This window comes from Rhodoferax sp., assembly GCF_039922535.1.
Lineage (GTDB): Bacteria > Pseudomonadota > Gammaproteobacteria > Burkholderiales > Burkholderiaceae_C > Rhodoferax_B.
The window spans coordinates 1-26,213 of sequence record NZ_JBDTEM010000122.1; the positions used below are offsets into that span (position 1 = coordinate 1).

Annotated in this window: 25 protein-coding genes and 2 pseudogenes; 21 read left to right on the forward strand and 6 right to left on the reverse strand. The window is 59.6% G+C overall.

The genetic code is table 11. From position 1 onward, the window contains the following. Positions 1-411: 411 nt before the first annotated feature. The gene (fliE, locus tag ABI213_RS05680) at positions 412-729 is read right to left on the reverse strand and encodes a flagellar hook-basal body complex protein FliE (RefSeq protein WP_348006533.1); all 318 of its coding nucleotides are present in this window, start codon (positions 727-729) and stop codon (positions 412-414) included. Between the two features lie 231 nt (positions 730-960). Here fliE and fliF point away from each other — a divergent pair, with 231 nt between their 5' ends. The 13 genes from fliF to fliR all read left to right on the forward strand — a co-directional run bounded on the left by fliF (position 961) and on the right by fliR (position 11,942). Then, entirely contained in the window at positions 961-2,697 is a 1,737-nt protein-coding gene (gene fliF, locus ABI213_RS05685; RefSeq protein ID WP_348006534.1) for a flagellar basal-body MS-ring/collar protein FliF, read from the forward strand. A 9-nt stretch (positions 2,698-2,706) separates the two neighbouring features. Then, on the forward strand, positions 2,707-3,702 hold the full coding sequence (gene fliG / locus ABI213_RS05690; protein WP_348006535.1) for a flagellar motor switch protein FliG: 996 nt from the start codon (positions 2,707-2,709) through the stop codon (positions 3,700-3,702). After that, the gene (locus ABI213_RS05695) at positions 3,695-4,414 is read left to right on the forward strand and encodes a flagellar assembly protein FliH (RefSeq protein WP_348006536.1); all 720 of its coding nucleotides are present in this window, start codon (positions 3,695-3,697) and stop codon (positions 4,412-4,414) included. Before fliG ends, ABI213_RS05695 begins: the two co-directional genes overlap by 8 nt. Continuing rightward, a complete protein-coding gene (fliI, locus tag ABI213_RS05700; RefSeq protein WP_348026375.1) occupies positions 4,404-5,828 on the forward strand; it encodes a flagellar protein export ATPase FliI in 1,425 nt (474 codons plus the stop codon). The genes ABI213_RS05695 and fliI overlap by 11 nt, the downstream gene beginning before the upstream one ends. Before the next feature lie 16 nt (positions 5,829-5,844). After that, on the forward strand, positions 5,845-6,318 hold the full coding sequence (gene fliJ / locus ABI213_RS05705; RefSeq protein WP_348026377.1) for a flagellar export protein FliJ: 474 nt from the start codon (positions 5,845-5,847) through the stop codon (positions 6,316-6,318). Then, positions 6,308-7,552, forward strand: coding sequence for a flagellar hook-length control protein FliK (locus tag ABI213_RS05710; protein WP_348026379.1), 1,245 nt, complete (start codon positions 6,308-6,310; stop codon positions 7,550-7,552). The genes fliJ and ABI213_RS05710 overlap by 11 nt, the downstream gene beginning before the upstream one ends. 142 nt (positions 7,553-7,694) lie before the next feature. Beyond that, the gene (locus ABI213_RS05715; RefSeq protein ID WP_348006540.1) at positions 7,695-8,267 is read left to right on the forward strand and encodes a flagellar basal body-associated FliL family protein; all 573 of its coding nucleotides are present in this window, start codon (positions 7,695-7,697) and stop codon (positions 8,265-8,267) included. Between the two features lie 85 nt (positions 8,268-8,352). Further along, on the forward strand, positions 8,353-9,360 hold the full coding sequence (fliM, locus tag ABI213_RS05720; protein ID WP_348006541.1) for a flagellar motor switch protein FliM: 1,008 nt from the start codon (positions 8,353-8,355) through the stop codon (positions 9,358-9,360). Beyond that, positions 9,347-9,775, forward strand: coding sequence for a flagellar motor switch protein FliN (gene fliN, locus ABI213_RS05725; RefSeq protein WP_348006542.1), 429 nt, complete (start codon positions 9,347-9,349; stop codon positions 9,773-9,775). Before fliM ends, fliN begins: the two co-directional genes overlap by 14 nt. Positions 9,776-9,784: 9 nt before the next feature. Further along, positions 9,785-10,105 (forward strand): flagellar biosynthetic protein FliO, encoded by a 321-nt coding sequence (locus ABI213_RS05730; protein WP_348006557.1) that lies wholly within the window; start codon positions 9,785-9,787, stop codon positions 10,103-10,105. Then, positions 10,098-10,874, forward strand: coding sequence for a flagellar type III secretion system pore protein FliP (gene fliP, locus ABI213_RS05735; RefSeq protein ID WP_348006543.1), 777 nt, complete (start codon positions 10,098-10,100; stop codon positions 10,872-10,874). Before ABI213_RS05730 ends, fliP begins: the two co-directional genes overlap by 8 nt. Positions 10,875-10,886: 12 nt before the next feature. Continuing rightward, positions 10,887-11,156, forward strand: a complete 270-nt coding sequence (gene fliQ, locus ABI213_RS05740) for a flagellar biosynthesis protein FliQ (protein WP_348006544.1) — start codon at positions 10,887-10,889, stop codon at positions 11,154-11,156. Between the two features lie 15 nt (positions 11,157-11,171). Next, positions 11,172-11,942: a flagellar biosynthetic protein FliR gene (fliR, locus tag ABI213_RS05745; RefSeq protein ID WP_348006545.1), complete on the forward strand. Its 771-nt coding sequence runs from the start codon at positions 11,172-11,174 to the stop codon at positions 11,940-11,942. Between the two features lie 72 nt (positions 11,943-12,014). On the opposite strand, the gene ABI213_RS05750 is transcribed toward fliR, so the two are convergent. Beyond that, positions 12,015-12,644, reverse strand: a complete 630-nt coding sequence (locus ABI213_RS05750; protein WP_348006546.1) for a response regulator transcription factor — start codon at positions 12,642-12,644, stop codon at positions 12,015-12,017. Next, positions 12,641-13,747, reverse strand: coding sequence for a response regulator (locus ABI213_RS05755; protein ID WP_348006547.1), 1,107 nt, complete (start codon positions 13,745-13,747; stop codon positions 12,641-12,643). Before ABI213_RS05755 ends, ABI213_RS05750 begins: the two co-directional genes overlap by 4 nt. A 182-nt stretch (positions 13,748-13,929) precedes the next feature. Here ABI213_RS05755 and ABI213_RS05760 point away from each other — a divergent pair, with 182 nt between their 5' ends. From ABI213_RS05760 to ABI213_RS05790, 7 genes are read left to right on the forward strand one after another with little or no spacing between them, the layout of a single operon-like run. Beyond that, entirely contained in the window at positions 13,930-14,376 is a 447-nt protein-coding gene (locus ABI213_RS05760; protein ID WP_348006548.1) for a hypothetical protein, read from the forward strand. Between the two features lie 53 nt (positions 14,377-14,429). Continuing rightward, positions 14,430-14,792 carry a response regulator gene (locus ABI213_RS05765; protein ID WP_348006549.1) on the forward strand — a complete coding sequence of 121 codons (363 nt, stop codon included), beginning with the start codon at positions 14,430-14,432 and terminating at the stop codon, positions 14,790-14,792. 23 nt (positions 14,793-14,815) lie between these two features. Beyond that, on the forward strand, positions 14,816-16,927 hold the full coding sequence (locus ABI213_RS05770; protein WP_348006550.1) for a chemotaxis protein CheW: 2,112 nt from the start codon (positions 14,816-14,818) through the stop codon (positions 16,925-16,927). Between the two features lie 38 nt (positions 16,928-16,965). Continuing rightward, entirely contained in the window at positions 16,966-17,445 is a 480-nt protein-coding gene (locus ABI213_RS05775) for a chemotaxis protein CheW (RefSeq protein ID WP_348006551.1), read from the forward strand. 13 nt (positions 17,446-17,458) lie between these two features. Beyond that, complete coding sequence (locus ABI213_RS05780; protein WP_348006552.1) at positions 17,459-18,313, forward strand: CheR family methyltransferase; 855 nt, start codon at positions 17,459-17,461, stop codon at positions 18,311-18,313. Between the two features lie 48 nt (positions 18,314-18,361). Continuing rightward, a complete protein-coding gene (gene cheD / locus ABI213_RS05785; protein ID WP_348006553.1) occupies positions 18,362-19,114 on the forward strand; it encodes a chemoreceptor glutamine deamidase CheD in 753 nt (250 codons plus the stop codon). A gap of 12 nt (positions 19,115-19,126) precedes the next feature. Then, positions 19,127-20,227, forward strand: coding sequence for a chemotaxis response regulator protein-glutamate methylesterase (locus ABI213_RS05790; RefSeq protein WP_348006554.1), 1,101 nt, complete (start codon positions 19,127-19,129; stop codon positions 20,225-20,227). A 13-nt stretch (positions 20,228-20,240) separates the two neighbouring features. Here the strand turns inward: ABI213_RS05790 and ABI213_RS05795 are convergent. Both ABI213_RS05795 and ABI213_RS05800 read right to left on the reverse strand, forming a co-directional pair. Beyond that, positions 20,241-21,210, reverse strand: a pseudogene (locus ABI213_RS05795) (IS1595 family transposase). Between the two features lie 94 nt (positions 21,211-21,304). Then, positions 21,305-22,467 (reverse strand): annotated as a pseudogene (locus ABI213_RS05800) (IS4 family transposase). A gap of 220 nt (positions 22,468-22,687) precedes the next feature. Here ABI213_RS05800 and ABI213_RS05805 point away from each other — a divergent pair. Next, entirely contained in the window at positions 22,688-23,716 is a 1,029-nt protein-coding gene (locus ABI213_RS05805; protein ID WP_348006555.1) for an IS30 family transposase, read from the forward strand. 68 nt (positions 23,717-23,784) lie between these two features. Here ABI213_RS05805 and ABI213_RS05810 read toward each other — a convergent pair whose 3' ends face one another. Continuing rightward, the gene (locus tag ABI213_RS05810) at positions 23,785-25,692 is read right to left on the reverse strand and encodes an ATP-binding cassette domain-containing protein (RefSeq protein ID WP_348006556.1); all 1,908 of its coding nucleotides are present in this window, start codon (positions 25,690-25,692) and stop codon (positions 23,785-23,787) included. Between the last annotated feature and the right edge of the window lie 521 nt (positions 25,693-26,213).

Consider the following 26,213-nt stretch of genomic DNA (forward strand, 5'->3'; position numbering starts at 1 on the left):
TTGTTCAATCCATTGGGGATCGATCAACGCGCTCAACTGATCCAGGCTTGGCGGGGTCCGCGCCAGTGTTTGCGACAACTCGCTTTGCAACCAACTCATAAAACAAAAAAGGGAACATGTTGAACACGTTCCCTTTTTACTTTACGCACCTGGCTGTCTTAACTGACTGGCATTAACCGTGAGGGGCTTTTTTGCATTGGGCGCTCAAGCACCCGTGGTAGTCAAGAAATTGCTATGTATTCAGTAGCTGCCTGTGCAGGAAGAGTAAGCGCCAACCGCCTAAAAAGCTTAAACCCCATTCTGTAGCCACCCCTTCCAGCGCAGCGCGGATCTGGCTCCGCCAGTCCGCTGCTGTTGCCCCCTGCAAGGGGGCGCGGCCCAACGAAGTGGGCAAGCCGGGGGAGGGGGTGCCTAAACTTGCATATTCATGATGTCGCTATACGCTTGCACCATGCGGTTGCGGACATGCATGGTGGCCTGAAAGCCGATTTGCGCTTTCTGGATGGCCACCATGGTTTCTTCTAGGCTCACGTTGGGATTCTCCATTTGCACTTCTTTTTGCAGCTGGGTGGCATTGTTTTGCGCCGCACTGACCTCGGCCAGAGCCCCCTTGAGTGCACTGGAGAAACCCGCACTTTGGGCCTCCGAAGTGGCGGCGGTAGGGGTGCGCTGTACCATGCCCGTGCGGGTAGGCATGCTGGGGGATATGGGAGATAAGCGGAGATCCATGACAGTTCCCTCCAGGGGATGGATACGAATGTGCCAATCGTAGTGGGGCGCAGTCGGTGTATGGTGCTGAAAAGGCGGCCAAAACCCCGGCTTATCAGGCCGATGGTTTGGCGACTTGCCCGAATAATCAAACCCATTAAAGTGAATCAACTTGCATGGCCCAGAGTGCGCTGCACCCCTGTCCAGGCAAGCTAGTGGAGCAAGCTCGCGCCATACCACCCGGAAAGCATGATGTCTGCAGTCGCCGAAATACCCGTACCGACCCTCTCGCCATTGACGCAAAGACTGTCCAATTTGGACCGTCCACAGCGCATGCGGCTGGGTGCGGGTATCGCTTTGCTGGTGGTGGGGATTTTGGTCGCCGTGTTTCTGGGGCAGCGGCCGGACTACAAGGTGCTCTACACCAATTTGGCCGACAAAGACGGTGGTGCCATCGTGGCCCAACTGTCGCAGATGAATGTGCCCTACAAGTACACCGAGGGCGGTGGTGCCATCATGGTCCCCGCCGACAGAGTGCACGACACCCGTTTGCGCCTGGCCTCCCTGGGGCTGCCCAAGGGTTCGGTAGTCGGATTCGAACTGATGGACGCGAACCGCTTTGGCATGACGCAGTTCCAGGAGCGGCTGGCCTTTCAGCGTGGCTTGGAGGGCGAATTGACCCGTTCGATCCAGGCCTTGTCCTCGGTCGCCAGCGCCCGGGTGCACCTGGCCCTGCCCAGCCAGAACGGATTTTTCAGAGAGCAGCAAAAGCCTTCGGCATCGATTCTGGTGAGTTTGCAGCCCGGCCAGTCGCTAGACCGCACGCAACTGGCGGGTATCGTGCATTTGGTTGCATCCAGCGTGCCTGAGCTGCTGCCCAGCGCCGTCAGTGTGCTGGACGACACCGGCAAGCTGCTGTCCCAGTCGGCCGATGGCACGGGCGGTGCCGATGCGGAGCAACTGCAGTACGTACAACGTATTGAGCAGCAGTACAGCCGCCGCATTCTGGACATGCTGGAGCCCATCGTAGGCCGCGAGAACGTCAAGGCCCAGGTGACGGCCGAAGTCGATTTTTCGCAAACCGAATCCACCGCCGAATCGCACCGCCCGAATCTGGCCACCGATGCCAGCGCCGTGCGCAGCCAGCAGGTGGTGGAAACCGGCGGCGGGGCCCAGGGGGCTCCTTTGCCAAGCGGCATTCCCGGTGCCACGAGCAACCAACCACCCGCCTCGGCCACCGCACCCATCAATGGGCCCGCCGTCGCGCTGACGGCTTCAGGCTCGGCCAGCGCGGCGGCAGGCGGCGGTGTGCCGGCGGGTGGCAAGCGCGAATCGGTGACCAATTACGAAGTGGACAAGACGGTGCGGGTGGTGCGTGGCGGCTCGGGGACCATCAAACGTCTGAGTGCCGCCGTGGTCGTGAACCATGCCGTGTCTGCCGATGACAAGGGCAAACCCACCACCAAGGCACTTACCGATCAGCAAATTGAGCAAATGACCGCCCTGGTGCGCGAGTCCATTGGCTTCAACAAAGACCGTGGCGACTCCGTCAATCTGATGAATGCACCGTTTCTGGTGGATGTACCGGTGGTGGACAACACCCCGCTGTGGCGGCAACCTGAAGTCCTGGAGATGGCCCGCAACCTGGCTTGGCCGGTGGGCAGTTTGCTGCTAGCGCTGATTGTGATTCTGGGCCTGGTGCGTCCCGGCCTGAAGGCCATGGCCGAACCCAAGCCCGTACCGGTGGAACCCGGTGCTCTGGGTGCGGACGGACAGCCATTGGCGCTGGGCATGGGGCCGCTGGGTGGCCCACTGGATGCCTTGGTGGCTGGCGACACGCCGCGCGGCACCATCATTGGCGCCGACGGTATCCAAACGCTGGCTCCCACCGACCACCAGTTGCGGTTGGAGGATGCGCGCCAGCTGGCCCGCACCAACTCCACTGCCGTGGCCAATATCGTGAAAAACTGGATCAACGGCGAAGACTAAGGCAACTCCATGGACGAACAAGGTCTTACCGACGCGGCTATTTTTTTGATGTCTCTGGGGGAAGAGGAGGCCGCCGAGGTCTTCAAACACCTGTCGCCCAAAGAGGTCCAAAAGCTGGGTGAAACCATCGCCAAAACCAAGGTGGTGACCCGTGAAAAGGTAGACCAGGTGCTGGTGCGGTTCACCACGGCGGCAGCGGCCCAGAGCCTGCTGGTCAATGACACGGCCGACTACGTCAAGGCAGTGCTGCGCCGGGCGTTGGGTGATGACAAGGCCTCCTTGCTGATCGACCGTATCCTGCTGGGCGGCGACGTGTCGGGCATTGAAAGCCTGAAGTGGATGGACCCGCTGTCGGTGGCCGAGCTGCTGCGCAACGAGCACCCGCAGATCGTGGCGGCCATTCTGGTCCACCTGGACTACGAGCAATCGGCTGCGGTGCTCAAGCAATTGACCGAACGCCAGCGCAACGAGGTACTGCTGCGGGTGGCTACGCTGGAAGGTATCCAGCCCACCGCCTTGAAAGACTTGAACGAAGTGCTGTTCAAGGTGCTGGCCGGTGGTGACAAGATTCGCAAATCTTCGCTGGGCGGGGTCAAGGCGGCGGCCGAAATCATCAACTTGCTGGGGGCCAACATCGAGGGCACGGTCATCGAGTCCATCAAGGGCTTTGACTCGGATCTGGCGCAAAAGATCGTCGATAAGATGTTTGTCTTCGACGACATCGCCAAGCTGGACAACAAGTCCATCCAGATGGTGCTGAAAGAGGTGGCCTCCGAGACCCTGATCGTGGCTTTGAAGGGTGGTTCGCCCGAGCTCAAGGAGAAGATACTGGGCAATATGTCCAGCCGCGCCTCCGAATCCATGCGCGAAGACCTGGAATCGCGCGGGCCGATGCGGCTGTCCGAAGTCGAAGTGCAACAAAAGGAAATCCTCAAAATTGTGCGCCGCCTGGTAGACGAAGGCCAGGTGGTGCTGGGCGGTGGAGGCGACGATGGTTTTGTCTAGCAACCGCGGTTCTTCCCGGGCCCATTCGCGCTTCATCCGCAGCGAGGAGCTGGGCGAGGTGTCCGAATGGCGATTTGGTGCCGTTGGCCCGGTGGCACCGGTGGTGCTGGAGCTGTTGCCCGAACCCGAGCTGGAGCCAGAAGAACCCGAGCAGGTACGGCTAGACCGTGCCTGGAACGATGGCCACGCCGCGGGTCTGGCCCAGGGACTAGCGGAAGCCACGCTGGAAGGTAACCAGAAACTCGATGCATTCGTACAAGGGCAGGGCGTAGAGACGGCACACAACCTGGCCGAGCTGCTCACCGCCATGCAGTCACGTCTGGCCCAGGTGGAGCAAGACATGGCCCAACAGGTGCTGGCCCTGGCCTGTGGGCTGGCGCGCCAAATCGTGCGCCGCGAACTGCACGTCGACACCGCTGCTTTGGAGCCGGTCATCCAGGAAGCGCTGGGCATGCTGGTCATGGATGGCAAGGCCGCAGTCATCAAGCTGCATCCGCAGGACTTGGAGGTGCTGCAAGCCCCGCTGAAAGAGGCCTTCCCATCGCCAGCCTTGACTTGGCTGCCCGATGCAGCCGTCGAGCGCGGGGGCTGCATGGTTGAATCGGGCGGTATGGTGATCGACGGCACATTGTCCAAACGCTGGGAGCGGGCGGTGGCCAATCTGGGGTTGGCATCCGCCTGGACCGATGGGGATGTGGAAGATGGCAGCTGACACCCCCGAGAACGCACATGTCTGGCCGCAATTCATGGTCGACGCGCAGCAGCGCGTCGATACCGGCAGCACCTTAGAGGTGCGGGGCACCCTGACCCGTTTGGCGGGTTTGGTGCTGGAGGCCGCGGGTGTGCGCAGTGCCGTTGGCTCGCAGTGTTTGGTCACCACACCGGGACTGCCGTCGGTACTGGTGGAGGTGGTGGGTTTCTCCAATGACAAGGCTTTTCTGATGCCTGCAGGTGACGTGCACGGCCTGAGCAGCGGGGCCAGTGTGGTGCCCGCGCCGCCGTTTGTTTCGGTACCCCGTTTGGGCGATGGGCGGCGCGACAAAGCGGCGGGGGCAGCCGGTGTTTTGCGTTTGCCGATTGGCGATGGCTTGCTGGGCCGCGTGGTGGATGCCCAGGGCGTGCCGCTCGACCATGGTGGTCCTGTCCTCAACGTGCGCTCGCAGCCGCTGGACCGCAGCCCCATCAACGCCATGGACCGTGACCCCGTGCGGGAGCCGCTGGATACCGGCGTGCGCGCCATCAATGGCATGCTCACCGTAGGGCGCGGCCAGCGTATTGGCTTGTTTGCGGGCTCCGGTGTGGGCAAAAGCGTGCTGTTGGGCATGATGGCCCGTTACACCCAGGCCGACGTGATCGTGGTCGGTCTGATCGGCGAGCGGGGCCGTGAAGTCAAAGAATTTGTCGAAGATATTTTGGGGGCCGATGGCCGCGCCCGCTCGGTCGTGGTGGCCGCCCCAGCCGACGCGCCGCCGCTACTGCGTCTGCAAGGTGCTGCCTATGCCACGGCCGTAGCCGAGTACTTTCGCGACAAAGGCCAGCATGTGCTGCTGCTGATGGATTCGCTGACCCGTTTTGCTATGGCCCAGCGTGAAATCGCCCTGGCGATTGGCGAGCCGCCGGCCACCAAAGGTTATCCGCCTTCGTGTTTTGCCAAGCTGCCGCAACTGGTGGAGCGCAGCGGCAATGGATTGAATGGCGTGGGCTCAATCACTGCGTTTTACACGGTGCTGACCGAGGGGGATGACCAGCAAGACCCGATTGCCGATGCCGCCCGGGCGATTCTGGACGGCCACATCGTGCTGTCGCGTTCCCTGGCCGAGGCCGGGCACTTCCCGGCCATTGACATAGAGCAATCGGCCTCGCGGGTGATGCATAACGTAGTTACTCCAGCGCATTTCGAGGCGGCACGGCGTTTTCGTATGGTCAATTCGCGTTACCAGAAGGGGCGCGATCTGGTGCAGATTGGTGCCTATGCTGCGGGCTCCGACCCAGGGCTGGACGAGGCCATCCGCCTCAGTGGCGGCATGGCTGCGTTTTTGCAGCAGGGCATGTATGAAGCATCGCCTTTGCTACGCAGCCTGGCCGAGATGGAACAAAGTATTTCCAAAGCAGCAGGTGCAAGATGACTAGCCGGAGGACGGCATGTCCCTGCTGAAAACCTTGGCGGTAGCCGTGGAGGTGGCTAGTAGCAAGCGCGATGCGGCCAGCCGTGCAGTGGGCCAGGCGCAGCAAAAATACATTGCCGCCCACGACCAGTTGACCCAATTGGAAACCTACGCCACCGAAACCGAGATCCGCTGGATGACGCAGGCCCAAACCTGCGCCGTGCCGGAGCTGATGCGCCACCATTACCAGTTCATGGAGCGCCTGGCGCAAGCCATCCAAATGCAAGTCGGCATCCTGGCAGATAACGCCCGCTGGGTAGAGGCTGCGAAAAAGCAACTTACCGAGGCAGAAATCCGGGTGGCCACCCTGAAGCAGGTGTGCCGCAACAAACAAGTAGAAGCCGATCGGCTGCAAAACCGCCGCGAACAAAAGCAAATTGACGAATTTGCTGCGCAGCGATTTGGCAAATCCATAGACCAACAATTTGGCGAGGACTCCCATGGCCATTGAATCCGTTCCTACCGCCTTGGTGTCCACCAAGCCCGCTCCACCCGTGCCGTCTGCGCCACAAGGCGTGGACAAGCCCACCACGGCCCAGAGCAATGCTGCCGACAACGCAGACAAGGAGTCTCGGAATTTCCAGGAAGATCTGGATGCGGCCAAGGAGGAGCCTGACGCAGATGCCTCCCCGACCGATGCAAGCCGCAACCTAAAGAAAACCCAGGCTGCCGCCAAATCCAACGTCACTGGCGCGACCAGCGCCGATGCCTCTAGTTGGATGGCCGCCTATTTGCCTCCGGTGCCGGTCCCGCTGATGGCGCCCAGTGCATCTGCCGCCACGGATGTACTGCAAGGCACAGGCCCCTTGGCGGCCTTGAAGTCTGCAGGTCTGGCCGGTGCCGCTGTTGCGACGGGTAATGCGGCCCTGCCATCGGTGGTGTCGGATGCCAAAGCCCAATCGGCCAATTTGGCCAACTATGCGTCGGTTTTTGAGCAAATCCAGAGCCGCTTGGCGGCTGGCGGCAACGGTGCGCCAGATACGACGGGCCAGGGTGCCAAAGGCCTGGCTAAGCCGGTATTGGGCACGGCGGCGGCAGATGCCCGGGCCGACCAGATGGCTACCGTGGCCAGTGGCGGTGTATGGACCATGCCCGTCACGGAGGCCTCTGCTCTGCAGGCGGTGACCGATGCCACCGAGGCCATGCAACTGGCCGTCCGTGAAAATAGTAACAAGCGCGAAGGCCTGGTCGTCGACAAAGCGCCCGAGGGCGGCGTAAGCCACGGCCATTTCACCCCAACCGTCCATTTTGAGAGCGCTGCTGCCAGTGTGGATACCAGCCAACCCGCTCCCGAGACGGCCGTGGCCGACCAAGTCAGCTACTGGGTATCGCAGGGCATCCAGAATGCCGAGCTGACTTTTGATGGGGCCGATGCGCAGCCGGTACAGGTCAGTATCAGTTTGTCGGGTAATGAGGCGCATGTGGTCTTCCGGACCGACCAGCTGGAAACCCGCGACCTGCTCACCGGCTCAGCCGCGCATTTGAAGGACCTGCTGCAAAGCCAGGGCATGGTGCTGTCGGGCCTGTCGGTCGGTTCATCCGGTGCCGGGGGGGCGGATGCCCGCGAACGCCGTGCACCCTCGGAAGGGCGGCAAAATACGGGCAGGTCGGCACCTGAAGTCGCCGCCGTGCGCCCCACTGCGCCCCTAGGTAATTCAGGCCGGGCACTCGATCTATTTGTATAGCGAGGCCGAGCCACGCGAATGCGGCGGTTTTGCATCGCTTATCTGGCTATTATCCGAAGCGTCTGGATGAATAATCCGGGCATAGGCTTTGAATTGATGGCGAACGTGGGCTGCAATCTGCCCCACCCCGGAAGGAATTATTGTGTCTGCACCTGCTGCCGCTGAAGCGACTGCTCCCCCTAAGGCCAAGGGCAAGAAAATGCTCGTCATCATCATGGCGGTCGTTTTGCTGCTGGTATTGGGCGGTGCGGGCTGGTTCTTTTTCCTGCGCCACCCTGCCACCGAAGATGGCGAAGAGGCGGCACCGGCAGCCCACGCTTCGGTCAAGCCTGGCACGCCTCCCGTATTTTTACCCATGGACAACATGGTTGTGAACCTGGCGGATGAGGGGGGCGAAAAATATGCCCAGGTGGGCATCACCATTGGTGTGGTAGACCAGCACACATCAGATGCCGTAAAGGCCAACTTGCCCACCATCCGCAGCGCGGTACTGCTATTGATTTCGCAGCGCACCTCGGACGAATTACTGACCAAAGAGGGTAAGGAAAAACTGGCGCACGAAATTCTGCGGGAGGTCTCTACCCCTTTGGGTTACGAAGTGGAAGACGAAAATGTGGAGGAAGACCCTGCACCCAAGAAGAAGGCCAAAAAGAAGCATGTCGCCGCTACGAGCCCGATTGTGAGCGTGCTGTTTTCTAGTTTCATTATCCAATGACACACCTGCATGGACAGGGCGTGCCTCTCTGTGTGCGCAGAGCGGCGCACAGAGGACGCTGCGAAAGTCCTAATGGAGTAGCTTCATGAGTGAATCATTCCTATCCCAAGAGGAAGTTGATGCCCTGCTCGAAGGTGTCACGGGCGAAAGCCAAAAAACGGTAGAAACCGTTTTCGAGACCGGGGAAATCCGTAACTACGATATTTCCAGCCAGGAAAAGATCGTCCGGGGTCGCATGCCGACCATGGAGATCGTCAACGAGCGCTTTGCCCGCAACTTCCGTATTGGCCTGTTCAACTTTATTCGCCGCAGCCCCGAGATATCGGTGGGCACGGTCCAGGTGCAGCGTTACAGCGCCTTTCTGCGCGAGCTGGCAGTGCCCACCAATTTCAACATTATGGCCATCCGCCCGTTGCGCGGCAGCGGCCTGATCGTCTGCGAGCCTTCGCTGGTGTTTGGCGTCATCGACACCCTCTACGGTGGTGTGGGCAAGTTCCAGACCCGTATCGAAGGGCGCGAGTTCTCCATGACCGAGCAGCGGGTGATTAACCGCCTGGTGGATGTCATTTGTGCGGAGTACAAAAAGGCGTGGCACGGCATTTATCCGCTGGAGCTGGACTACCAGCGTTCCGAAATGCAGCCCCAGTTTGCCAACATTGCGACACCTAGCGAAATCGTGGTGTCTACGGTGTTCCAGCTGGAGATTGGTGACATCACTGGTGCCATCCACATTTGCATGCCGTACGCCACTCTGGAGCCGATCCGGGATGTGCTGTACTCGTCCACCCAGGGCGATTCGGTCGAGGTGGACCGCCGCTGGATTACCCTGCTGAGCCGCGAAATCCAGTCTGCCGAGGTCACGTTGGTGGCCGAGCTGGCTCGGGCCGATGCCACGGTAGAGCAGCTTTTGAGTATGAAGCCAGGCGACTTCATCGAGCTGGAGCGCGAGCCGCGCATTCGGGCCTCGATCGGCGGCGTGCCAATATTTGACTGCCAGTACGGAACCCACAATTCCAAGTATGCGATCCGCATTGAAGAATGTCTTCGCAGAGATGATGGCAATCACCAGGGAGAAATGAATGGCAACGGATAAAAAGACAGAAGACGAAGAGGATCCGATGGCCGCTTGGGCCGAGGCCCTGGAAGAGCAAAAGGTATCCGAAGCCAAGCCCGAGGACGACGTCCAAGGAGGGCCTCTGTTTGGCAACAGCCCCATGTCCAAGGACAAAGACGGCGGTGGCTCGCAAGACATCAACATGGTGCTGGACATTCCGGTCACCCTGTCGGTGGAGCTGGGCCGGACCAAGGTGCCCATCAAATACATCTTGCAGTTGGCCCAAGGCTCCGTGGTGGAGCTGGATGCGTTGGCGGGCGAGCCCATGGACGTGCTGATCAACGGCTACCTGATCGCCCAAGGCGAAGTGGTGGTGGTGAACGACAAGTTTGGTATCCGCCTGACCGACGTGGTCACGCCGTCCGAGCGGCTGAAACGCCTTAGCAAAGGCTAGTCCACCATGATGGGGCAGACCTTGCTGGTGGTAGTGCTGTTTGTGGCCGTCATGGCCATGCTACCGATGGCTATTAAATGGATACAGCGCCGCGCCCAGGGCGGTGGCGTGGCCGCTTCTGGTAATGCCCGCGTGGTGTCTGCCGTCGGCGTGGGGCCACACCAGCGTGTGGTGACGGTGGAGGTCGGCCCCGAAGGCGCGCGGACCTGGCTGGTGCTGGGGGTGACTGGGCAGTCGATTACCTGCCTGCACACCGCGCCTATTGCGGCTGCACCCTCTGCCTATGCCACTGTGGCGGCCAAGCTGCAGGACGGAACTGCCCATGTTTAAAGGGGGTCTTCAGTGGGTGCGTTTGGCCGCACGGGCCCGTTGGTGCTTGCCCGTTGTGGTGGGCCTGGTCCATGCCCCGGTGTTTGCGCAGGCGGCGGGCACTTTGCCGCTGCTGATTGGTGCGGGCGGGCAGGGCGTGAGTTACTCGGTCCCGATCCAGACGCTGCTGTTTTTTACCGCGTTGTCGTTTTTACCGGCCATTTTGCTGATGATGACGGGTTTTACCCGCATCGTGATCGTGTTGTCGTTGCTGCGCCAGGCGCTGGGCACGCAGTCGGCACCGCCGAACCAGATCGTGATTGGTCTGTCGCTGTTCCTGACCTTTTTTGTCATGGGCCCCACCTTTGACCGGGTCTACCAAGAGGCCTACGCCCCCTACACCGCCAACACCATCAGTTTTGAGCAGGCGCTAGAGAAGGGCGAAGTCCCGGTACGCCAGTTCATGCTCAAGCAAACCCGGCAATCCGACTTCGCACTATTTGCCCGCCTAGCCCGCCTGGAAGCCAGCGTAACCGCCGAGACCGCCCCGCTGCGGGTGCTGGTGCCCGCGTTTGTGACCAGCGAGCTCAAGTCGGCGTTCCAGATCGGCTTCATGATCTTTATCCCCTTCCTGGTGATCGACATCGTGGTCGCCAGCGTGCTGATGTCGCTGGGCATGATGATGTTGTCACCGGTGCTGGTGGCGCTGCCGTTCAAGTTGATGCTGTTTGTATTGGCTGACGGTTGGAATCTGCTGATTGGCTCTTTGGCCGCCAGTTTTGTCCAGTAGCAAAGGGATGCCATGAACTCGCAAATGGTATTGACCGTGGGGCAAGAGGCCATGTGGCTGCTGCTGCAGGTGTCGGCCCCGATTCTGGTGACGGTGCTGGTGGTCGGTCTGCTGGTGAGCATCTTCCAGGCGATTACCCAGATCCACGAGGCAACGCTGTCTTTTGTGCCCAAGCTGATTGCCTGCATGCTGGTGTTTGCACTGGCCGGACCGTGGATGCTGGCGACGCTGGTGGACTACATCCGCCGCACCATCGAATCCATCCCGACCCTGGTTTTGTAGCGACAGGCTGCCCCGGTGCTCACCTTTACCGAAGCCCAACTGGCCGGGTGGCTGTCGCCCATTCTCTGGCCGTTTTTGCGGGTGCTGGCCATGTTCAGCGTGGCACCGGTGTTCTCGCTCAAATCCATCCCGCAGCGGGCCAAGATCGGCCTGGCCTTTTTTGTCGCCCTGGCCGCCCAGGCCAGCCTGGTCAACCAGCCGCAGATCAGCATGAACAGCCCGCAGGCGCTGGGCGCGGTCATCCAGCAAGTGGGGGTGGGCATGTCTATCGGCTTTGCGGTGAAGCTGGTGTTTACGGCAGTGGAGTTGGCGGGTGAGTTGGTGGGCTTGCAGATGGGGCTGAATTTCGCTTCTTTTTTCAATCCCAGCAGCAACACCCAGGTCAGCGCGGTGGCCACCTTTCTGGGCCACATGTCGATGCTTTTGTTTGTGGTGATGAACGGGCATCTGATCGTGCTGATGGCGGTGGTCAAAAGCTTTGACAGCTTTCCGGTGGACGGCAACTTTTTAGAGGTGCTGGCCCAGGTCAAGCTGTACACGCTGGGGGCCCAGCTGTTTGCCAGCGCGCTGTGGATGGCCCTGCCCATGGTGGCCATGCTGCTGTTCGTCAATCTGACGATGGGTGTGATCTCACGCGTGGCCCCGCAGATGAATATCTACGCGATTGGCTTTCCTGTCACTCTGACCATGGGCCTGGTCGGGATGACGGTGACCCTGCCGATGATGGACCAGCCGGTGATGGCGCTGATGGACCGCGCGATAGATTTGTTCACCGCCCAGCGCTAGCATTTTTATGACAATTTTCAAGCTTAAAATAAGCCATTAGCGCAGGTTCTGCGTGCGCAGAGTGCTATTGTTTTATACTAAATTATTGCGAATCGCGTACACCGTGAGTTCAGCGTTATTAGCCAGCTTGAGCTTTTCCAGCACCCGCGTGCGGTAAACGCTGACGGTTTTGGGACTCAGCAGCAGCTCTTCAGCGATGTCGGACAGGCGTTTGCCCGAGGCAATTTTCAGCAGCGTCTGCATTTCGCGTTCGGACAAAGCGGCATGCGGTACTTCCAGCACCGGTTTGGACAGGCTTTCCACCAGCATCTGCGCCACCTCGGGGGTCACGTATTTGCGGCCTTGCATCACCGTGCGTACGGCCAGCACCAGCTGTTCGGGGTCGCCGGCCTTGTTGACGTAGCCTTGCGCTCCGGCGCGCAGACAGCGGATGGCGTACTGGTCTTCCGGAAACATCGACACCACCAGCACCTTGATGGGCGAATGCGTCTCTTGCAGGCTGGCCAGCACCTCCATGCCGCCCCGGCCCGGCATGCTCAGGTCTAGCACCAGCACGTCACAGGCGGCGGTGCGCAGCAGTTCGCGCACCTCGGCATAGCCCGAGGCCTCGCCGGTGACCTGGATGTCCACCGCTTCCGACAGCATGCCCCGGATGCCGCGCCGGACCATGGCATGGTCGTCGCACAAAACTACATGGATCATGGCTGACTTTCTGTGGGGGCGGTATCGGGCAGCAGCGGCACCGACAAAATGATGGAGGTGCCCACGCCACCCCGGTTGCTGATGTCCAGCCAACCACCGACGGTTTTGGCCCGCTCGTGCAGGCCGCGCAGCCCAAAGGCCTTGGGTTTGTTCAGCATGGCTTTGTTTAAGCCACGCCCATTGTCGGTAATTTCCAGCGTCAAAACGCCTTCACCGTCGGTCAGTTCGATGCTGACTGCGCTGCATTCGGCGTGTTTGGCGATATTGGTCAACGCCTCTTGTGCGGTGCGGTAGGCCACCAACTGGATGGCTTTGTTGGCGATGAACTGCTCGAAAGTGGCGTGGAAGCTGGTGGCAATGCCGGTGCGCTTTTGAAAGCTTTGCGCCAGCCACTGCACGGCAGCGGTCAGTCCCTGGTCCAGAATCGGCGGGCGCAGGTCCATCATGATGCGCTGGCTGGCCCCTAGGGCGTGCTGCAGCATCTCCAGTGCCGAGCTCAAGTGGGCGACCGACGGCGCATCCTTGTGGTGGCGCGCCAGCCAGGCCAGGTCCAGCTTGACGGCGGCCAGTGAGCCGCCAATATCGTCATGCACCTCGCGGGCGATGGCGGCGCGCTCTTGCTCAATCGAGCTTTGCAGGTGCTCGGCGAGCTCGGCCAGGCGGCGCTCGGACGCAGCCAGTTCGGCATCGGCGCGTTCCTTGGCCTGGCGGATCTCGCTCAACTCGATGGCGCGGGCAATCACATGCGCCAGCTTGTTGATGTCGTCCTTGAGCAGGTAGTCGCTAAAACCCAACCGGATTGCATCCACGGCCGCAGCCTCGCCAATGGCCCCCGACAACAGCACAAAGGGGGGCTGCTGGGCCTGCTGTTGCAACGCCTGCCAGGCATCGATGGCGGTAAAACCCGGCAGTCGGTAGTCGGCCAGGATCAAATCAAACGCGGTGCTGCCGGTCAGCTCGGTAAATGCGGCCAGTGTTTCGACCCTTTGCAGGATGCACGGCAGGCCTTGTTTGTGCAGGGCCCGCACGACGATCTGGTGGTCGATGGCCGAGTCCTCTAGGTGCAGGATTTGGATCGCCTGGTGCTTCTGCCTGCGGCTCATCTACGTTCCTGGTGCGGCATGGCGTGAGCTATATAGAAAGCGGATGTCAGCATGGTAAGCGTGCAGTTACAGTGGAAAGGCGGTCGATTTTGCAGATTGTTCGTAACAGGATGTGAAATAGAATTAACATTCAAGCAAACGGGGCAATTTGTCTAGGGCGTTCCTGCAGCGACGGAGAATACATGCAAATAGAGCCGACCTCACCGACAGGACCTGTAGTGCAGCTACCGGTGATGTTGGTCGCTGAATTGCAAGATTCACTGATGGTGGTGATGCACGACTTGGGCCGACTGGAAAGCCTGCTCAGCCACACCATGGACAACCTGATGAGCCGTTTTAACAGCGTTAACCAGGGGCTTCAGGCTGTGTCTTTTCCCGATATGCCTGCCATGGACTCTGTGCGCAGCGACCTGCGGGCTGCCGTCACTGAGCTGCAGTTCCAAGACATGGCTTCGCAATTGATCGTGCACACCACCTTGATGCTGCAAGGCTGCGCATTCCGTTTGGCATCGGAAACCATGGGGCAGGACGAAGGTGAGGAGCCTGCGGAGTATGTGACCTTGGCACCTGACCGCCCCAACCCGGTGACCCAGAGCGAAATGGACGCAGGTTCCATTGAGCTTTTCTGACATACCGCTTCCCCTCTATTTACGCGCATTTTTATCTTTAGCTGGAGTTTTTCATGCATTCGATTCTTGCCGTTGACGACTCACCCTCCATGCGAAAGATGGTGTCCTTCACGTTGACCGGAGCGGGCTACCAGGTCATTGAAGCGGTGGACGGGCAAGATGCATTCGAGAAAGCCCAGTCGCACACTATCGATCTGGTGCTGGTAGACCAAAACATGCCTCGACTGGATGGCATTGGCCTGACACGGCTGCTGCGCGAGCACCCTAAGTACAAAACCATCCCCATCCTCATTCTGACGACCGAATCCAGTGACCAAATGAAGCAGGCAGGGCGCAGCGCCGGTGCTACGGGATGGCTGGTGAAACCTTTCGACCCTACGCGGTTGATCGAGGTCATCCAAAAAGTCATCCGCTGAACGCAAGCACCCAAGGAAACCATATGGCTGAAATGCACACCGACAGTTCGAGCTCAGGCGCAGACTTTGACCTGACCCAGTTCTACCAAATCTTCTTTGAAGAGGCCGGCGAGAACCTGGACCAGATGGAGCAAATGCTGCTCGACCTGGACTTGGCCGATACCGACGACGAAGAACTCAACGGCATCTTCCGTTGCGCCCACTCGATCAAAGGCGGGGCCGCTACCTTCGGGTTTGCCGATGTGGCCGAGCTGACCCATCAGATGGAGTCGTTGCTGGACAAATTGCGCCGCCACGAGCTGAAGTTGATTCCGCCTATGGTGGATGCTCTGCTGGAGTCGGCCGATTCCTCGCGCAGCCTGCTGGCGCGCCACCAGGCGGGCGGTGTTGGCGAGGCAGTCAACACCTCGGCCCTGGTCAAGCGCATCAGCGTGCTGGCCTCGGGAGCCGTGCCTGCGGCAGCCCCGGCTCCCGCTCCAGCCCCTGCGCCGGTGGCCGTCGCGGCCCCGGTGGCACCCGCTGTACCCGCGGCACCCAGGACTCCAGGTGCGCGGTCATTGGTGATCCACATTGGTCCTTTGGACAAGCCAGAGCAGGCCGATGCGGTGAAAGAGCTGTTCCGCGACATTCCAGGCCTGGGCACGGTCACTACGCTGCCTAGCGAAAGCGCAGATATCCGGGTGTTTGGGGTAGAAACCACGTCTACCAATGACGATTTGCTCGACCTGTTTGTGTTCCATGTCTCCAAAGAGGTCGTGCGGATCCGCGATCTGGATGCCGAAGCTGCCCCCGCTGCTGCTGCAGAAGCGGCCGTTCCAGAACCTGAAGCAACGGTGGCTGCATCCGCTGTGCCGGTCGAAGAAGAATACGGTTTCTTCGTCGGATCGCCCGGCCACCCTGGAGAGCAGCCCGTGGCGACTCCGGCCGCCGTGGCCGCCAAGGCCGAAAAAGCGGCAGGCCAAACCCCGTTGGAAGCCACCACCATCCGGGTCGATATTAAAAAGGTCGATCAGTTGATTAACCTGGTGGGCGAACTGGTCATCACTCAGGCCATGCTGGCACAGAACAGCCAAGGGTTGGAACCGGCCATGCACCAGCAGCTGTTTGCCGGTCTGGCCGACCTGGACCGCAATACCCGCGACCTGCAAGAGTCGGTGATGTCGATCCGCATGATCCCCATGTCCATCGTATTCAGCCGCTTCCCGCGCATGCTGCGCGACCTGGCTAACCGCCTGGGCAAAAAGGTGGACTTTGTGACTCAGGGCGAGTCCACCGAGCTGGACAAGGGCTTGGTCGAAAAAATCACCGACCCGTTGACCCACTTGGTGCGCAATAGTTGCGACCACGGCATCGAGATGCCCGAGGACCGTATCGCCGCGGGCAAGCCGGAGAACGGCACCATCACCCTGTCGGCCGCGCACCAAGGCGGCTCCATCGTGATCGAAGTACGTGACGATGGCAAAGGTATGTCGCGCGAGAAAATTCTGCGCAAAGCCCGTGAACGCGGCTTGGACGTGAGCGATGCTATGAGTGATGCCGAAGTCTGGCAGCTGATTTTTGCACCGGGCTTCTCTACCGCGGATGTGGTGACCGATGTGTCGGGCCGGGGCGTGGGCATGGACGTGGTGAAGCGCAATATCGCGTCGCTGAATGGCACGGTCGATATTGAATCGGTCGAGGGCTTGGGCATGAAGGTTTCGGTGCGCTTGCCGTTGACCCTGGCCATCATGGACGGCATGTCGGTCAGCGTAGGCAGTGAGGTCTATATCCTGCCCCTGTCGTCCGTAGTGGAGTCCTTCCAGGTCAACGATGAATCTGTTAGCACCGTGGCCCAAGGCTCGCAGTTGGTGAAGGTCCGTGACGAATACATGCCGGTCATGGCGCTGGAAAAAATCTTCCAGGTGCCGATTGCCGATGCTGAAAAGGCTAACAACATCATGGTGGTGGTCGAGTCCGAAGGCAGCCGCGTGGCCCTGCTGGTTAACGAACTGCTGGGCCAGCACCAGGTGGTGGTGAAAAACCTGGAGTCGAACTACCGCAAGGTGTCCAACGTGTCGGGCGCCACCATCATGGGCGACGGCAAGGTGGCGCTGATTCTGGATATTGGTGCGCTGGTGCGCCGCTCGCGGCACTAAGCGACAGTCCACACATTTAGACGTTGAAGGAGATGGTTATGGGTGCAATGGAACGTTCGGGGGCTTTGACCACCGCTGCCAGAGAGTATTTGACCTTTCGATTGAGCCAAGAAGAGTACGGCATTGATATTTTGAAGGTGCAGGAGATCCGTGGCTACGAGCCACCGACCCGCATCGCCAATGCCCCCACCTTCATCAAAGGCGTGGTCAATCTGCGTGGCACCATCGTGCCCATCGTGGACATGCGCCTCAAGTTTAACTGCTCTGAAGCCGAGTACAACAGTTTCACGGTGGTCATCATCCTGAACCTGCGTACCCGCATCGTCGGCATCGTAGTGGATTCGGTCAGCGACGTGCTGGAGCTGCAACCCGAGAGCGTCAAAGCCGCCCCCGACATCGACAGCGTGGTGGACAACAGCTGTATTTTGGGTCTGGGCTCGGTCAGCGACCGCATGCTGATTTTGCTGGACATTGAGCGGCTAATGTCCGGGCCCGACATGGGTCTGTCTGCCGACTGAGCCACGCGTCTCCATGCGCCCATCTCCTGCCGCAGCTAGCACCGGCCCTGTTTTGGAAGGCCGTGAGTTTGTCTGGACCGATGCCGACTTTGAGCGCGTCCAGTCGCTGATCTACAAGCACGCAGGCATCAAGCTGCACGACGGCAAGCACGCCATGGTCTACAGCCGCCTGTCGCGGCGGCTGCGTGATACCGGGCACAACAGTTTCCGCGATTACCTGGGCTGGCTGGAGCACTCCACCGATGGGCCGGAGTGGCAAGAGTTTGTTAACGCGCTCACTACCAATCTCACGGCCTTTTTTCGCGAGCAGCACCACTTCGAGATTTTGGCCACGCTGTTCAAGTCCAAACCCGCCAGTACGCCATGGAACGTGTGGTGCAGCGCCTCGTCCACCGGCGAAGAGCCGTATTCCATTGTGATGACCGCGCTGGAGAACCTGGGCCAAAGCCCCTCGTTCAAGCTCACCGCCAGCGACATCGATTCCAAGGTGCTGGCCTCGGCGGCCCAGGGCATTTACCGGCTGGAAAACCTCAAGGGCCTGGACCAGGGGCGGATGCAAAAGTTCTTGCTGCGCGGCAAAGGCGACAACGCCGGGCTGGTACGCATCAAGCCTGAATTGCGTCGCATGATCGACTTCATCAGCGTCAACCTGATCCGCGACGACTGGCCGTTTCGCGAACACTTTGACGTGGTGTTTTGCCGTAACGTGATGATTTACTTTGACGCAGCCACCCAGCGGGCGGTGCTGGAGCGCATCCACCGGGTGATGAAGCCTGGGGCCACGCTGTTCGTCGGTCATGCAGAAAACTTCAGTGAATCGCGTGATCTATTCATCTTGCGGGGGAAGACCAGCTATGAACGTTGCTAGCCCAGCCTTTCGCAAGCCGCTTGGCTTTAGCGTGCGCCTTTAAAAACTATGGACATCCCCAGAACCACAGGCCCCTCGCTGTCCCAGCGCATGGCGGCGGGCGAGTTCCCTATTGGTGCCGATGCAGACCGGCGTCGCGCGTCGCGGGTGGGCGCGCTCCCCGGCGGGCGGCCCGCCAGCGAGCGTCACAGCACGATTGAAGAGCTGAAGGCCCGGCCCCGCAAGCCAGGCGAAGCCTCGTTTTTCTACCCTGACCACCACTTTCAGTACAACGCCGTTAAGGTGCTGCCAGGCGAATACTTTGTATCGGACGAGAACCTGGTCATCATGACGGTGCTGGGTTCCTGCATCGCCGCCTGCCTGTGGGATACGCGGGCGCAGATTGGTGGCATGAACCATTTCATGCTGCCCGATGGCGAAGACGGCATTGGCGCGGGTCGCTACGGTTCCTATGCGATGGAGCTGCTGATCAACGAAATGCTGAAAAACGGGGCCCGCCGTGAAACCATGCAGGCTAAGATTTTTGGTGGTGGTCAGGTCATGTCGAACTTCACCACCATGAACGTGGGCGAGCGCAACACCCAGTTTGTGATCGATTATTTGCAAACCGAGCGCATACCGCTGCTGTCACAAGATGTATTGGACATCTATCCGCGCAAGGTGTGCTTTTTTCCGGTCACCGGAAAAGCCATGGTCAAGCGCTTGGCGCATGCGCATCCCGACCAGGCTGTCAACGAGCGGCGCGGCAACGTGGCCACGGTGGTGAAATCTACGTCCGGTGGTTCGGTCGATCTTTTTTGAGTGCTTGCTGCGATGAAGAAAATCCGTGTACTGGTGGTAGACGACTCTGCGCTGGTGCGTAGTCTGCTGACCGAAATCATCAACCGCCAGCCCGATATGGAGTGCATCGGTGCCGCCAACGATCCGCTGATCGCCCGCGAAATGATTCGTGACTTGGACCCCGATGTCATCACTCTGGACGTGGAAATGCCGCGCATGGACGGCATCGATTTTTTGGGCCGCCTGATGCGCCTGCGGCCGATGCCGGTGGTGATGATTTCTACCATGACCGCGCAGGGAGCCGAGGTTACTTTGCGGGCTTTGGAGCTGGGTGCGGTGGACTTTGTGGCCAAGCCCCGCATCGGCCTAGCCAATGGCCTGCGCGATCTGGCATCTGAAATTGTTGAAAAAGTGCGTGTGGCGGCCGTGGCCAAGTTCCGCCGCCCTTTGCTGCCTACGGTGTCTGCCCCCGGCACTGCCGTGCTGCCACCGGCCTCAGCCACGCGCTCGACCAATGCCCTGATCGGTCGTGTGTCTACCGAAAAAATGATTTGTATCGGCGCGTCTACAGGCGGCACCGAGGCCATCAAGGAAATCTTGGTCTGCATGCCTGCCGACTCGCCTGCCATCGTTATCACCCAGCACATGCCGCCGGGCTTTACCACCAGCTTTGCCGCGCGCCTGAACAGCCTGTGCCAGATCACGGTCAAGGAAGCCTCGCATGGTGAACGCATTTTGCCTGGCCACGCCTACATTGCGCCGGGCGGCAAGCAGTTTCGCATCAACCGCAGCGGTGCCAACTACGTGGCGGTGGTGGAAGATGCCGAGCTGGTAAACCGGCACCGCCCGTCGGTCGAGGTGCTATTTTTGTCCTGTGCCGAGATGGTGGGGCGCAATGCCTACGGCATCATGCTCACTGGAATGGGTAACGATGGGGCCCGCGCGATGCGTGAAATGCACGACAAAGGCAGTTACAACTACGTGCAGGACGAAGCCAGTTGTGTGGTCTTCGGCATGCCGCGCGAAGCCATTGCCCACGGTGCGGCCGACGAGGTGCTGCCGCTGGACAAGATTGCCCCCGCCTTGCTGGCCAAGCTCGGGGCCAGTGGCGATCGATTGCACAACCGAATTTGAGCGTCAAATAGGGCTATATCTGAATTAACTGTTGCGAGTGAAACCGCCCCAGCGCTTCGCACAAAAAAGTGTCAGTGGAAATAGATTTACGGTAACGCTCCAGCAATTGCCGCCATCCCAGATAGCTCTCCAGGTACTTGGTGGCTACCCCGTGGAAGCGTTGCATCCAGCCCTTGAGGCGGCTGTCGTAGGCATTGACGTTCTGGATATGGAAGGCTCCCTCTACCACCCGGATGCCTTTTTGGATGTTGACGGCCTTGTGGGTGATGCCGGTGAGGCGGGCAAAGGTTTGATAAACACGGGCCCCGTCCGTACACAGGATGGCATCTTTATCAACCAAGGGGCGCAGCACCTCGGTGATATGGCGGGCATCCACCCGCTCTAAACGGAAGTCTGCCGTTTGCCCACTGCGGTCACTCACCACCAGCACGGCAATCTGCTCCCAGGCCGCACCCACCCCGCCGCGCTTGCGGGCGGAACGGCCCAGCGGCTGGCGCTGCCCCTTGAAGGACTCCAGAAAGAAGGTCTCGTCGGCCTCCACAATGCCACCCTCGTGCTGGGGACGGTGCATGACAGGGGCCTTGAGGAAGCGATGCCGCCACAGAAAGGCGGTGTTTTTATCGACCCCGCAGCACTGGGCAGCCTGGCGCACGCTCAGCCCGTCTATGAGCGTTTGGTTGAAGCGCTGCCACTGCTCGCGTTTGCGCAAGCGCGCCAACGGCGTGCCGGTCAGGGGATTGCTGGTCCTTTTGCACCCAAGACAGCGCCAACGTACCAGTCCGTGGCTGTGGCCCCAGGGGCGCAGTTGCTCAGGCGCAGCTTGGTAGTGGGGGCATGCGCTGGGCGCGGCTAGGAGGCTGGCGACTACCGCCATGGGCGCAACACAGGGGGGACTTCTCCAGAGCGCTTTGTAGCTGGGCTTTCTGTCCTACTGTCAGGGATGACCGCTGGGTGAGAAGCTGGGCAAACTCGCTGCGCTGCATTGGAGGCCTCCTGTCCAGGTGGGTTTGATTCACTTTAGGACAGGGGTGGGCATCTTTCAATAGTTAATTCAGATCAGTAGCGTCCCAACGTTCTTCAGAGGAGAACGAGCTGATTTGATTCGAAACCCACATCCGATTCCGATGAGGGCGGTGTAAGTAGTTGATTTATAGGGATAGTTTTAAACATGGACAGGCTCAGGATTTGTAGGATTTCATACAGGCTGTGATGATCAAGATGCAGACGTTTCTTGGCAATGGCGATCAGCACGTAGGTGGATATGGCGATCCATATCTGCGTCTTCACGGCGTTCTCGCTGGTGCCAAAAAACACCTTGATGCGCAAATGCTGCTTGATCCATTTGAAGAACAACTCCACCTGCCAGCGCTGGCGGTACAAACCGGCAATGAGTTCGGGACTCAATGCGAAGTTGTTGGTCAGAAACACCAGCCGTTTTCCGGTGTCGTCCTTGACCACCACCCGGCGCAGCGTCGTGGGGTAGTCCTTGCTCGAATAGAACACGCTCAGCACACCGCTCTGATCGCACAGAACACTCGTGTTGGCCCGATTCACCGGGTGCGAGTAGCGCCGCTTGAACTTAGTGTTGCTCTTGGCACGCGTCACGAAGAATGCTTTGGATTCGTGGATGACATACAGCCGGGCAAAGTCCAGATAACCCCGGTCCAGCAAGTAAAACGCGCCCGGCTCGATGGTCAAATTGTCCAGCGTATTGACCTCGTGGGTTTTCCCGTCTGTGATATGAATGAAGCTGGGAATGTTGCCCCGAAAATCCAGCAAGGTGTGCAACTTGATGGCAGCTTTGGTGGCGCGAAACGGCGCCCAGGCAAACACCGACAGACACAAATCGATGGTGGTGGCGTCGAACGCGTAGACCGTCGCATCCAGATCGAGTGCGAAGGGCTCGCTGGCATACAGCGCACGCGCCATACCAATCAAGTGCTGCGCAAAGTCGGCGTAGATCTGCCAAGGGCGCGTGGCGTTTGCGTCGTATTGCGCGAAATCGTCTGACAGCGAAACCCCATGTGGTACAGCCGCCTGGCTTGCGCACGCAAGTTGACTTTGATGTCGCGCAGGGACTCCCGATAGGTCAACTGAGCGAAGGCCATGGCAAAGAATTGATCCAGACAGGAGAAGTCCTTGACCTTGTGTTCTCCCCTGTGATCGGCGACACAGCGGCGAAACGTGCTCAGCGGCAGATAGAGCATGAGTTGCGCAAATACGAGCTTGCCTTGGTGCATGGCGGTTTGGGGCGGAAATCCGCGGAAAACCGCAAGTCTGACTTTCGACGTTCAAATCGAGACCAGACTCAAACACCAAATTCTCCAATTGAATCATTAACTTACGACGGCCTGATGTGAAAACGTTGGGACACTACTGAATTCAGATATAGCCTTAAATAGGCTACTAGTGCAGGGCGGCCTCAATTCAGAAGTGCAACACCCAGAGAATTGAGGCCCCATGAGCACGAACCACTACAGCCAACTGAGCGAACACGAGCGCAATGCCATAGCGCTAGCCCTGCAACAAGGAATGAGTCTGATGGCCATCTCCCGTGCATTGGGCCGCAGCCCATCGACCATCAGCCGAAAATGCCAGCGCAATTGCGGCATCCATGGCTACATCTCTCGGTTTGCCCAGCAACGCTGCGACCGGCGCAGACGCTTTGCACGCCCCAAACCTAAATTGCTGCGTACCGGTGCATTGTTCGAGTCAGTGCACGCCTATCTGCTCCAATGGTGGTCGCCCCAGCAAATCGCTTGCGAACTACGCCGTCTGCATCCAGACAACAAAAGCCTTCACGTGTCCCACGAGACCATCTACACCTGCATCTATGCCCAACCACGCGGCGAGCTCAAAAAGGAGTTACTCGCCTGTCTGCGCATGGGACGGGCCACGCGCAGGCAGCGCTCGGGTGGCAAAGACCGCCGTGCAGATACCAGTGAGATGCTGAGCATCCACGTGCGCCCTCCCGAAGTAGCGGATCGCCAGCTTCCGGGCCATTGGGAAGGCGACCTGATCAAAGGCCAAGCCAACGCCAGTGCGATTGGAACGCTGGTGGAGCGCACCACCCGCCTAGTGCTGCTGGTCAAACTCCCGCACCCCCATCCGGCCACGGCAGCCCATGTGCTGCAAGCCTTCAGCGACAAACTCAACGCCATTGCCAAACCCATGCGTGAGAGCTTGACCTATGACCGGGGCAGTGAGATGGCAAGACACCAGGAGCTCAGCCAGAACACGGGGATGAAGGTGTACTTCTGCGGCCCCCATAGCCCTTGGCAGCGCGGCAGCAACGAGAACACCAATGGGGTGCTACGACAGTACTTCCCCAAGGGCACCGATTTGAGCGGCTACAGCCAAGAACAGCTCGATGCGGTGGCCGATCAGCTCAATGGGCGCCCCAGGATGACGCTGGGCTGGCGCAAACCCATTGAGGTCTATGCCGAGCACTTGGCGCGATTGACCTTGCAACCCGATTACGTGCCTTGAATCTGTTGCACTTGGGGTTGAAACCGCCCAGGTAATACCTGCGCTAGTAGCTACTCTAACGATAGCAATCAGGCGCTTAGCATTTCCCAGCGTTCCAACGCGGCCAGCAGTTCTTCGTCGATATGCGCATTGCGCTGGCCCAGGGTGGCGGCGCGCGCGGCATCCTTGGTGTACAGGCTGCCATCGGCCAGCGAGGCGGTGATGTCGGCCTGCTCTTTTTCTAGCGCAGCAATTTGCTCCGGCAGACCGTCGAGCTCGCGTTGCTCTTTGAAGCTGAGCTTGCGGGCCTTGGTGGCAACTACGGGTGCTATTGTTTTTTGCTCTGTATTTAAGAGCGCCTCCTGCAGATTTGACGAGCGCTGGGGCGTGTTTTTCTTATTGGTTTCGGCAATCAATTTGGCGCGCTTGCTCTGGATCAGCCAGTCCTGCACGCTGCCTTCGTATTCGCGCCAAAAGCCAGGCCGCTCCTCGGGCTCGTGGGCAATGATGCTGGTGACTACGTTGTCCAGGAAGGCCCGGTCGTGGCTGACCAAGAACACGGTGCCATCGTAGTTTTGCAGCAGGTCTTCCAGTAGCTCCAGGGTGTCGATGTCCAGATCGTTGGTCGGTTCGTCCAGCACCAGCACATTGGCCGGACGGGCAAACAGTCGCGCCAGCAGCAGCCGGTTGCGTTCACCACCCGACAGCGAGCGCACCGGGGAGTTGGCGCGCGCGGGGGAGAACAAAAAGTCGCTCAGGTAGCTTTTGACGTGTTTGCGCTGGTTGCCGATTTCGATCCATTCGCTGCCGGGGCTGATGAAGTCTTCCAGCGTCGCGTCCAGATCCAGCGCGTTGCGCATCTGGTCAAAGTAGGCCACTTGCAGGTTCGCACCTTGGCGGATCTTGCCGCTGTCGGGCTGGATTTCACCCAGAATGAGCTTGAGCAGGGTGCTTTTTCCCGCACCGTTGGCACCCAGGAAGCCGACCTTGTCGCCGCGCAAAATCACATCATTGAAGCCCTGGACGATAACTTTGGAGCCAAAAGCCAAGCTCACGTCGGTCAGCTCGGCCACGATTTTGCCGCTGGACTGGCCCGAAGCCACATCCAGATTCACGCTGCCTTGCGCATCGCGGCGCGCTGCACGGCTGGAGCGCAGCGCTTCCAGGCGCACCACGCGGCTTTGGCTACGGGTGCGGCGGGCGGCCACGCCTTGGCGTACCCAGATTTCTTCTTGCGCCAGCAGCTTGTCGGCCTTAGCGGAGATCACCGCCTCTTGCGCAAGTTGTTCTTCTTTTTGCAGCACGTACTGCTCGAAGTTGCCGGGGTAGGAATTGAGCTTGCCCCGGTCCAGCTCCACAATGCGGGTTGCTACGCGGTTCAGGAAGCTGCGGTCGTGGGTAATGGTGATCAGGCTGCCCTTGAAGTCGATCAGCAGGTCTTCCAGCCACTCGATGGAATCCAAGTCCAAATGGTTGGTCGGCTCGTCGAGCAGCAGCACATCCGGCTTGGCGACCAGCGCCTGGGCCAGCGCGACGCGCTTTTTGGTGCCGCCCGACAGGGTACCGACAATCGCTTCAGGGTCCAGATGCAGGCGGTGCAGGGTTTCTTCGACGCGCTGCTCCCAGTTCCAGGCATCAAACGCCTCAATTTGAGATTGCAAGGCATCCAGATCCACGCCATCGGCCCCAGACAAATACAGGTCCCGTGCCGCGATCACGCTGGCCAAGCCGACGCTGGCGGATTTGAATACCGAGTCTTCCGGGTTCAGCACCGGTTCCTGGGCCACGTAGGCAATGCGCAGGCCTTGCTGCACGTGCATCGCACCATCGTCAGGCTTCTCCAGTCCACCCAGAATCTTGAGCATGGAGGATTTGCCCGCTCCATTTCGGCCAATGAGGCCTACACGCTCCGTGGTTTCAAGGGAAAAAGCGGCTTTATCGAGAAGTGCGACGTGTCCAAAAGCCAGTTGGGCGTCGAGTAGGGTAATGAGTGCCATGTTGGGGGGATTATCCGGTCTACGGGTTTCACCTCTTGGTGGAAAGCTAAGAAAGACCGCTCTACTCATATAGAGAGCGCGGCAAAAGCCCTGGCGCCGTTGCCGTTTCTCAGGCTTTCATCTCAGATGAAATGATGCCCTTGGCTGTCCATTCGCACGTAAATATTGCAAACTTTTGAGGCAACGTAGAAAACCGTGCTAAAGTAGAAGGCTGCACTGATAACGCACAGCAATGTGCAGGATGCGAAAGCAAAGTCAGTAAGTAGTGGATGCAGCGGATACGGGTAAAAACCAGTATATAATTCGAGGCTCTACTGAACACGGCGGCGTTAAGGTTTATTCCATGCGCTGCCGGCAAGTGGGCAAAAAGTAAATAAGCTTTTTGCGATATGCTCTAAAAAGCATGCTAGAATACAAGGCTTCGCTGATCACAGTGAGTCTGGCAAAACGGGTTTAGATCTGTTGCGCTGATCCTTAAAAATATACAGCCGATAAGCGTGGGCGTTTGAATGCGATTGCCA

Coding starts and splice junctions, on each gene's coding strand:
- fliE (WP_348006533.1), bottom strand. CDS start 729: ATGGATCTCCGCTTATCTCCCATATCCCCCAGCATGCCTACCCGCACG.
- fliF (WP_348006534.1), top strand. CDS start 961: ATGTCTGCAGTCGCCGAAATACCCGTACCGACCCTCTCGCCATTGACG.
- fliG (WP_348006535.1), top strand. CDS start 2,707: ATGGACGAACAAGGTCTTACCGACGCGGCTATTTTTTTGATGTCTCTG.
- fliI (WP_348026375.1), top strand. CDS start 4,404: ATGGCAGCTGACACCCCCGAGAACGCACATGTCTGGCCGCAATTCATG.
- fliJ (WP_348026377.1), top strand. CDS start 5,845: ATGTCCCTGCTGAAAACCTTGGCGGTAGCCGTGGAGGTGGCTAGTAGC.
- ABI213_RS05710 (WP_348026379.1), top strand. CDS start 6,308: ATGGCCATTGAATCCGTTCCTACCGCCTTGGTGTCCACCAAGCCCGCT.
- fliM (WP_348006541.1), top strand. CDS start 8,353: ATGAGTGAATCATTCCTATCCCAAGAGGAAGTTGATGCCCTGCTCGAA.
- fliN (WP_348006542.1), top strand. CDS start 9,347: ATGGCAACGGATAAAAAGACAGAAGACGAAGAGGATCCGATGGCCGCT.
- ABI213_RS05730 (WP_348006557.1), top strand. CDS start 9,785: ATGGGGCAGACCTTGCTGGTGGTAGTGCTGTTTGTGGCCGTCATGGCC.
- fliP (WP_348006543.1), top strand. CDS start 10,098: ATGTTTAAAGGGGGTCTTCAGTGGGTGCGTTTGGCCGCACGGGCCCGT.
- fliQ (WP_348006544.1), top strand. CDS start 10,887: ATGAACTCGCAAATGGTATTGACCGTGGGGCAAGAGGCCATGTGGCTG.
- ABI213_RS05750 (WP_348006546.1), bottom strand. CDS start 12,644: ATGATCCATGTAGTTTTGTGCGACGACCATGCCATGGTCCGGCGCGGC.
- ABI213_RS05755 (WP_348006547.1), bottom strand. CDS start 13,747: ATGAGCCGCAGGCAGAAGCACCAGGCGATCCAAATCCTGCACCTAGAG.
- ABI213_RS05760 (WP_348006548.1), top strand. CDS start 13,930: ATGCAAATAGAGCCGACCTCACCGACAGGACCTGTAGTGCAGCTACCG.
- ABI213_RS05765 (WP_348006549.1), top strand. CDS start 14,430: ATGCATTCGATTCTTGCCGTTGACGACTCACCCTCCATGCGAAAGATG.
- ABI213_RS05770 (WP_348006550.1), top strand. CDS start 14,816: ATGGCTGAAATGCACACCGACAGTTCGAGCTCAGGCGCAGACTTTGAC.
- ABI213_RS05775 (WP_348006551.1), top strand. CDS start 16,966: ATGGGTGCAATGGAACGTTCGGGGGCTTTGACCACCGCTGCCAGAGAG.
- ABI213_RS05780 (WP_348006552.1), top strand. CDS start 17,459: ATGCGCCCATCTCCTGCCGCAGCTAGCACCGGCCCTGTTTTGGAAGGC.
- cheD (WP_348006553.1), top strand. CDS start 18,362: ATGGACATCCCCAGAACCACAGGCCCCTCGCTGTCCCAGCGCATGGCG.
- ABI213_RS05790 (WP_348006554.1), top strand. CDS start 19,127: ATGAAGAAAATCCGTGTACTGGTGGTAGACGACTCTGCGCTGGTGCGT.
- ABI213_RS05805 (WP_348006555.1), top strand. CDS start 22,688: ATGAGCACGAACCACTACAGCCAACTGAGCGAACACGAGCGCAATGCC.
- ABI213_RS05810 (WP_348006556.1), bottom strand. CDS start 25,692: ATGGCACTCATTACCCTACTCGACGCCCAACTGGCTTTTGGACACGTC.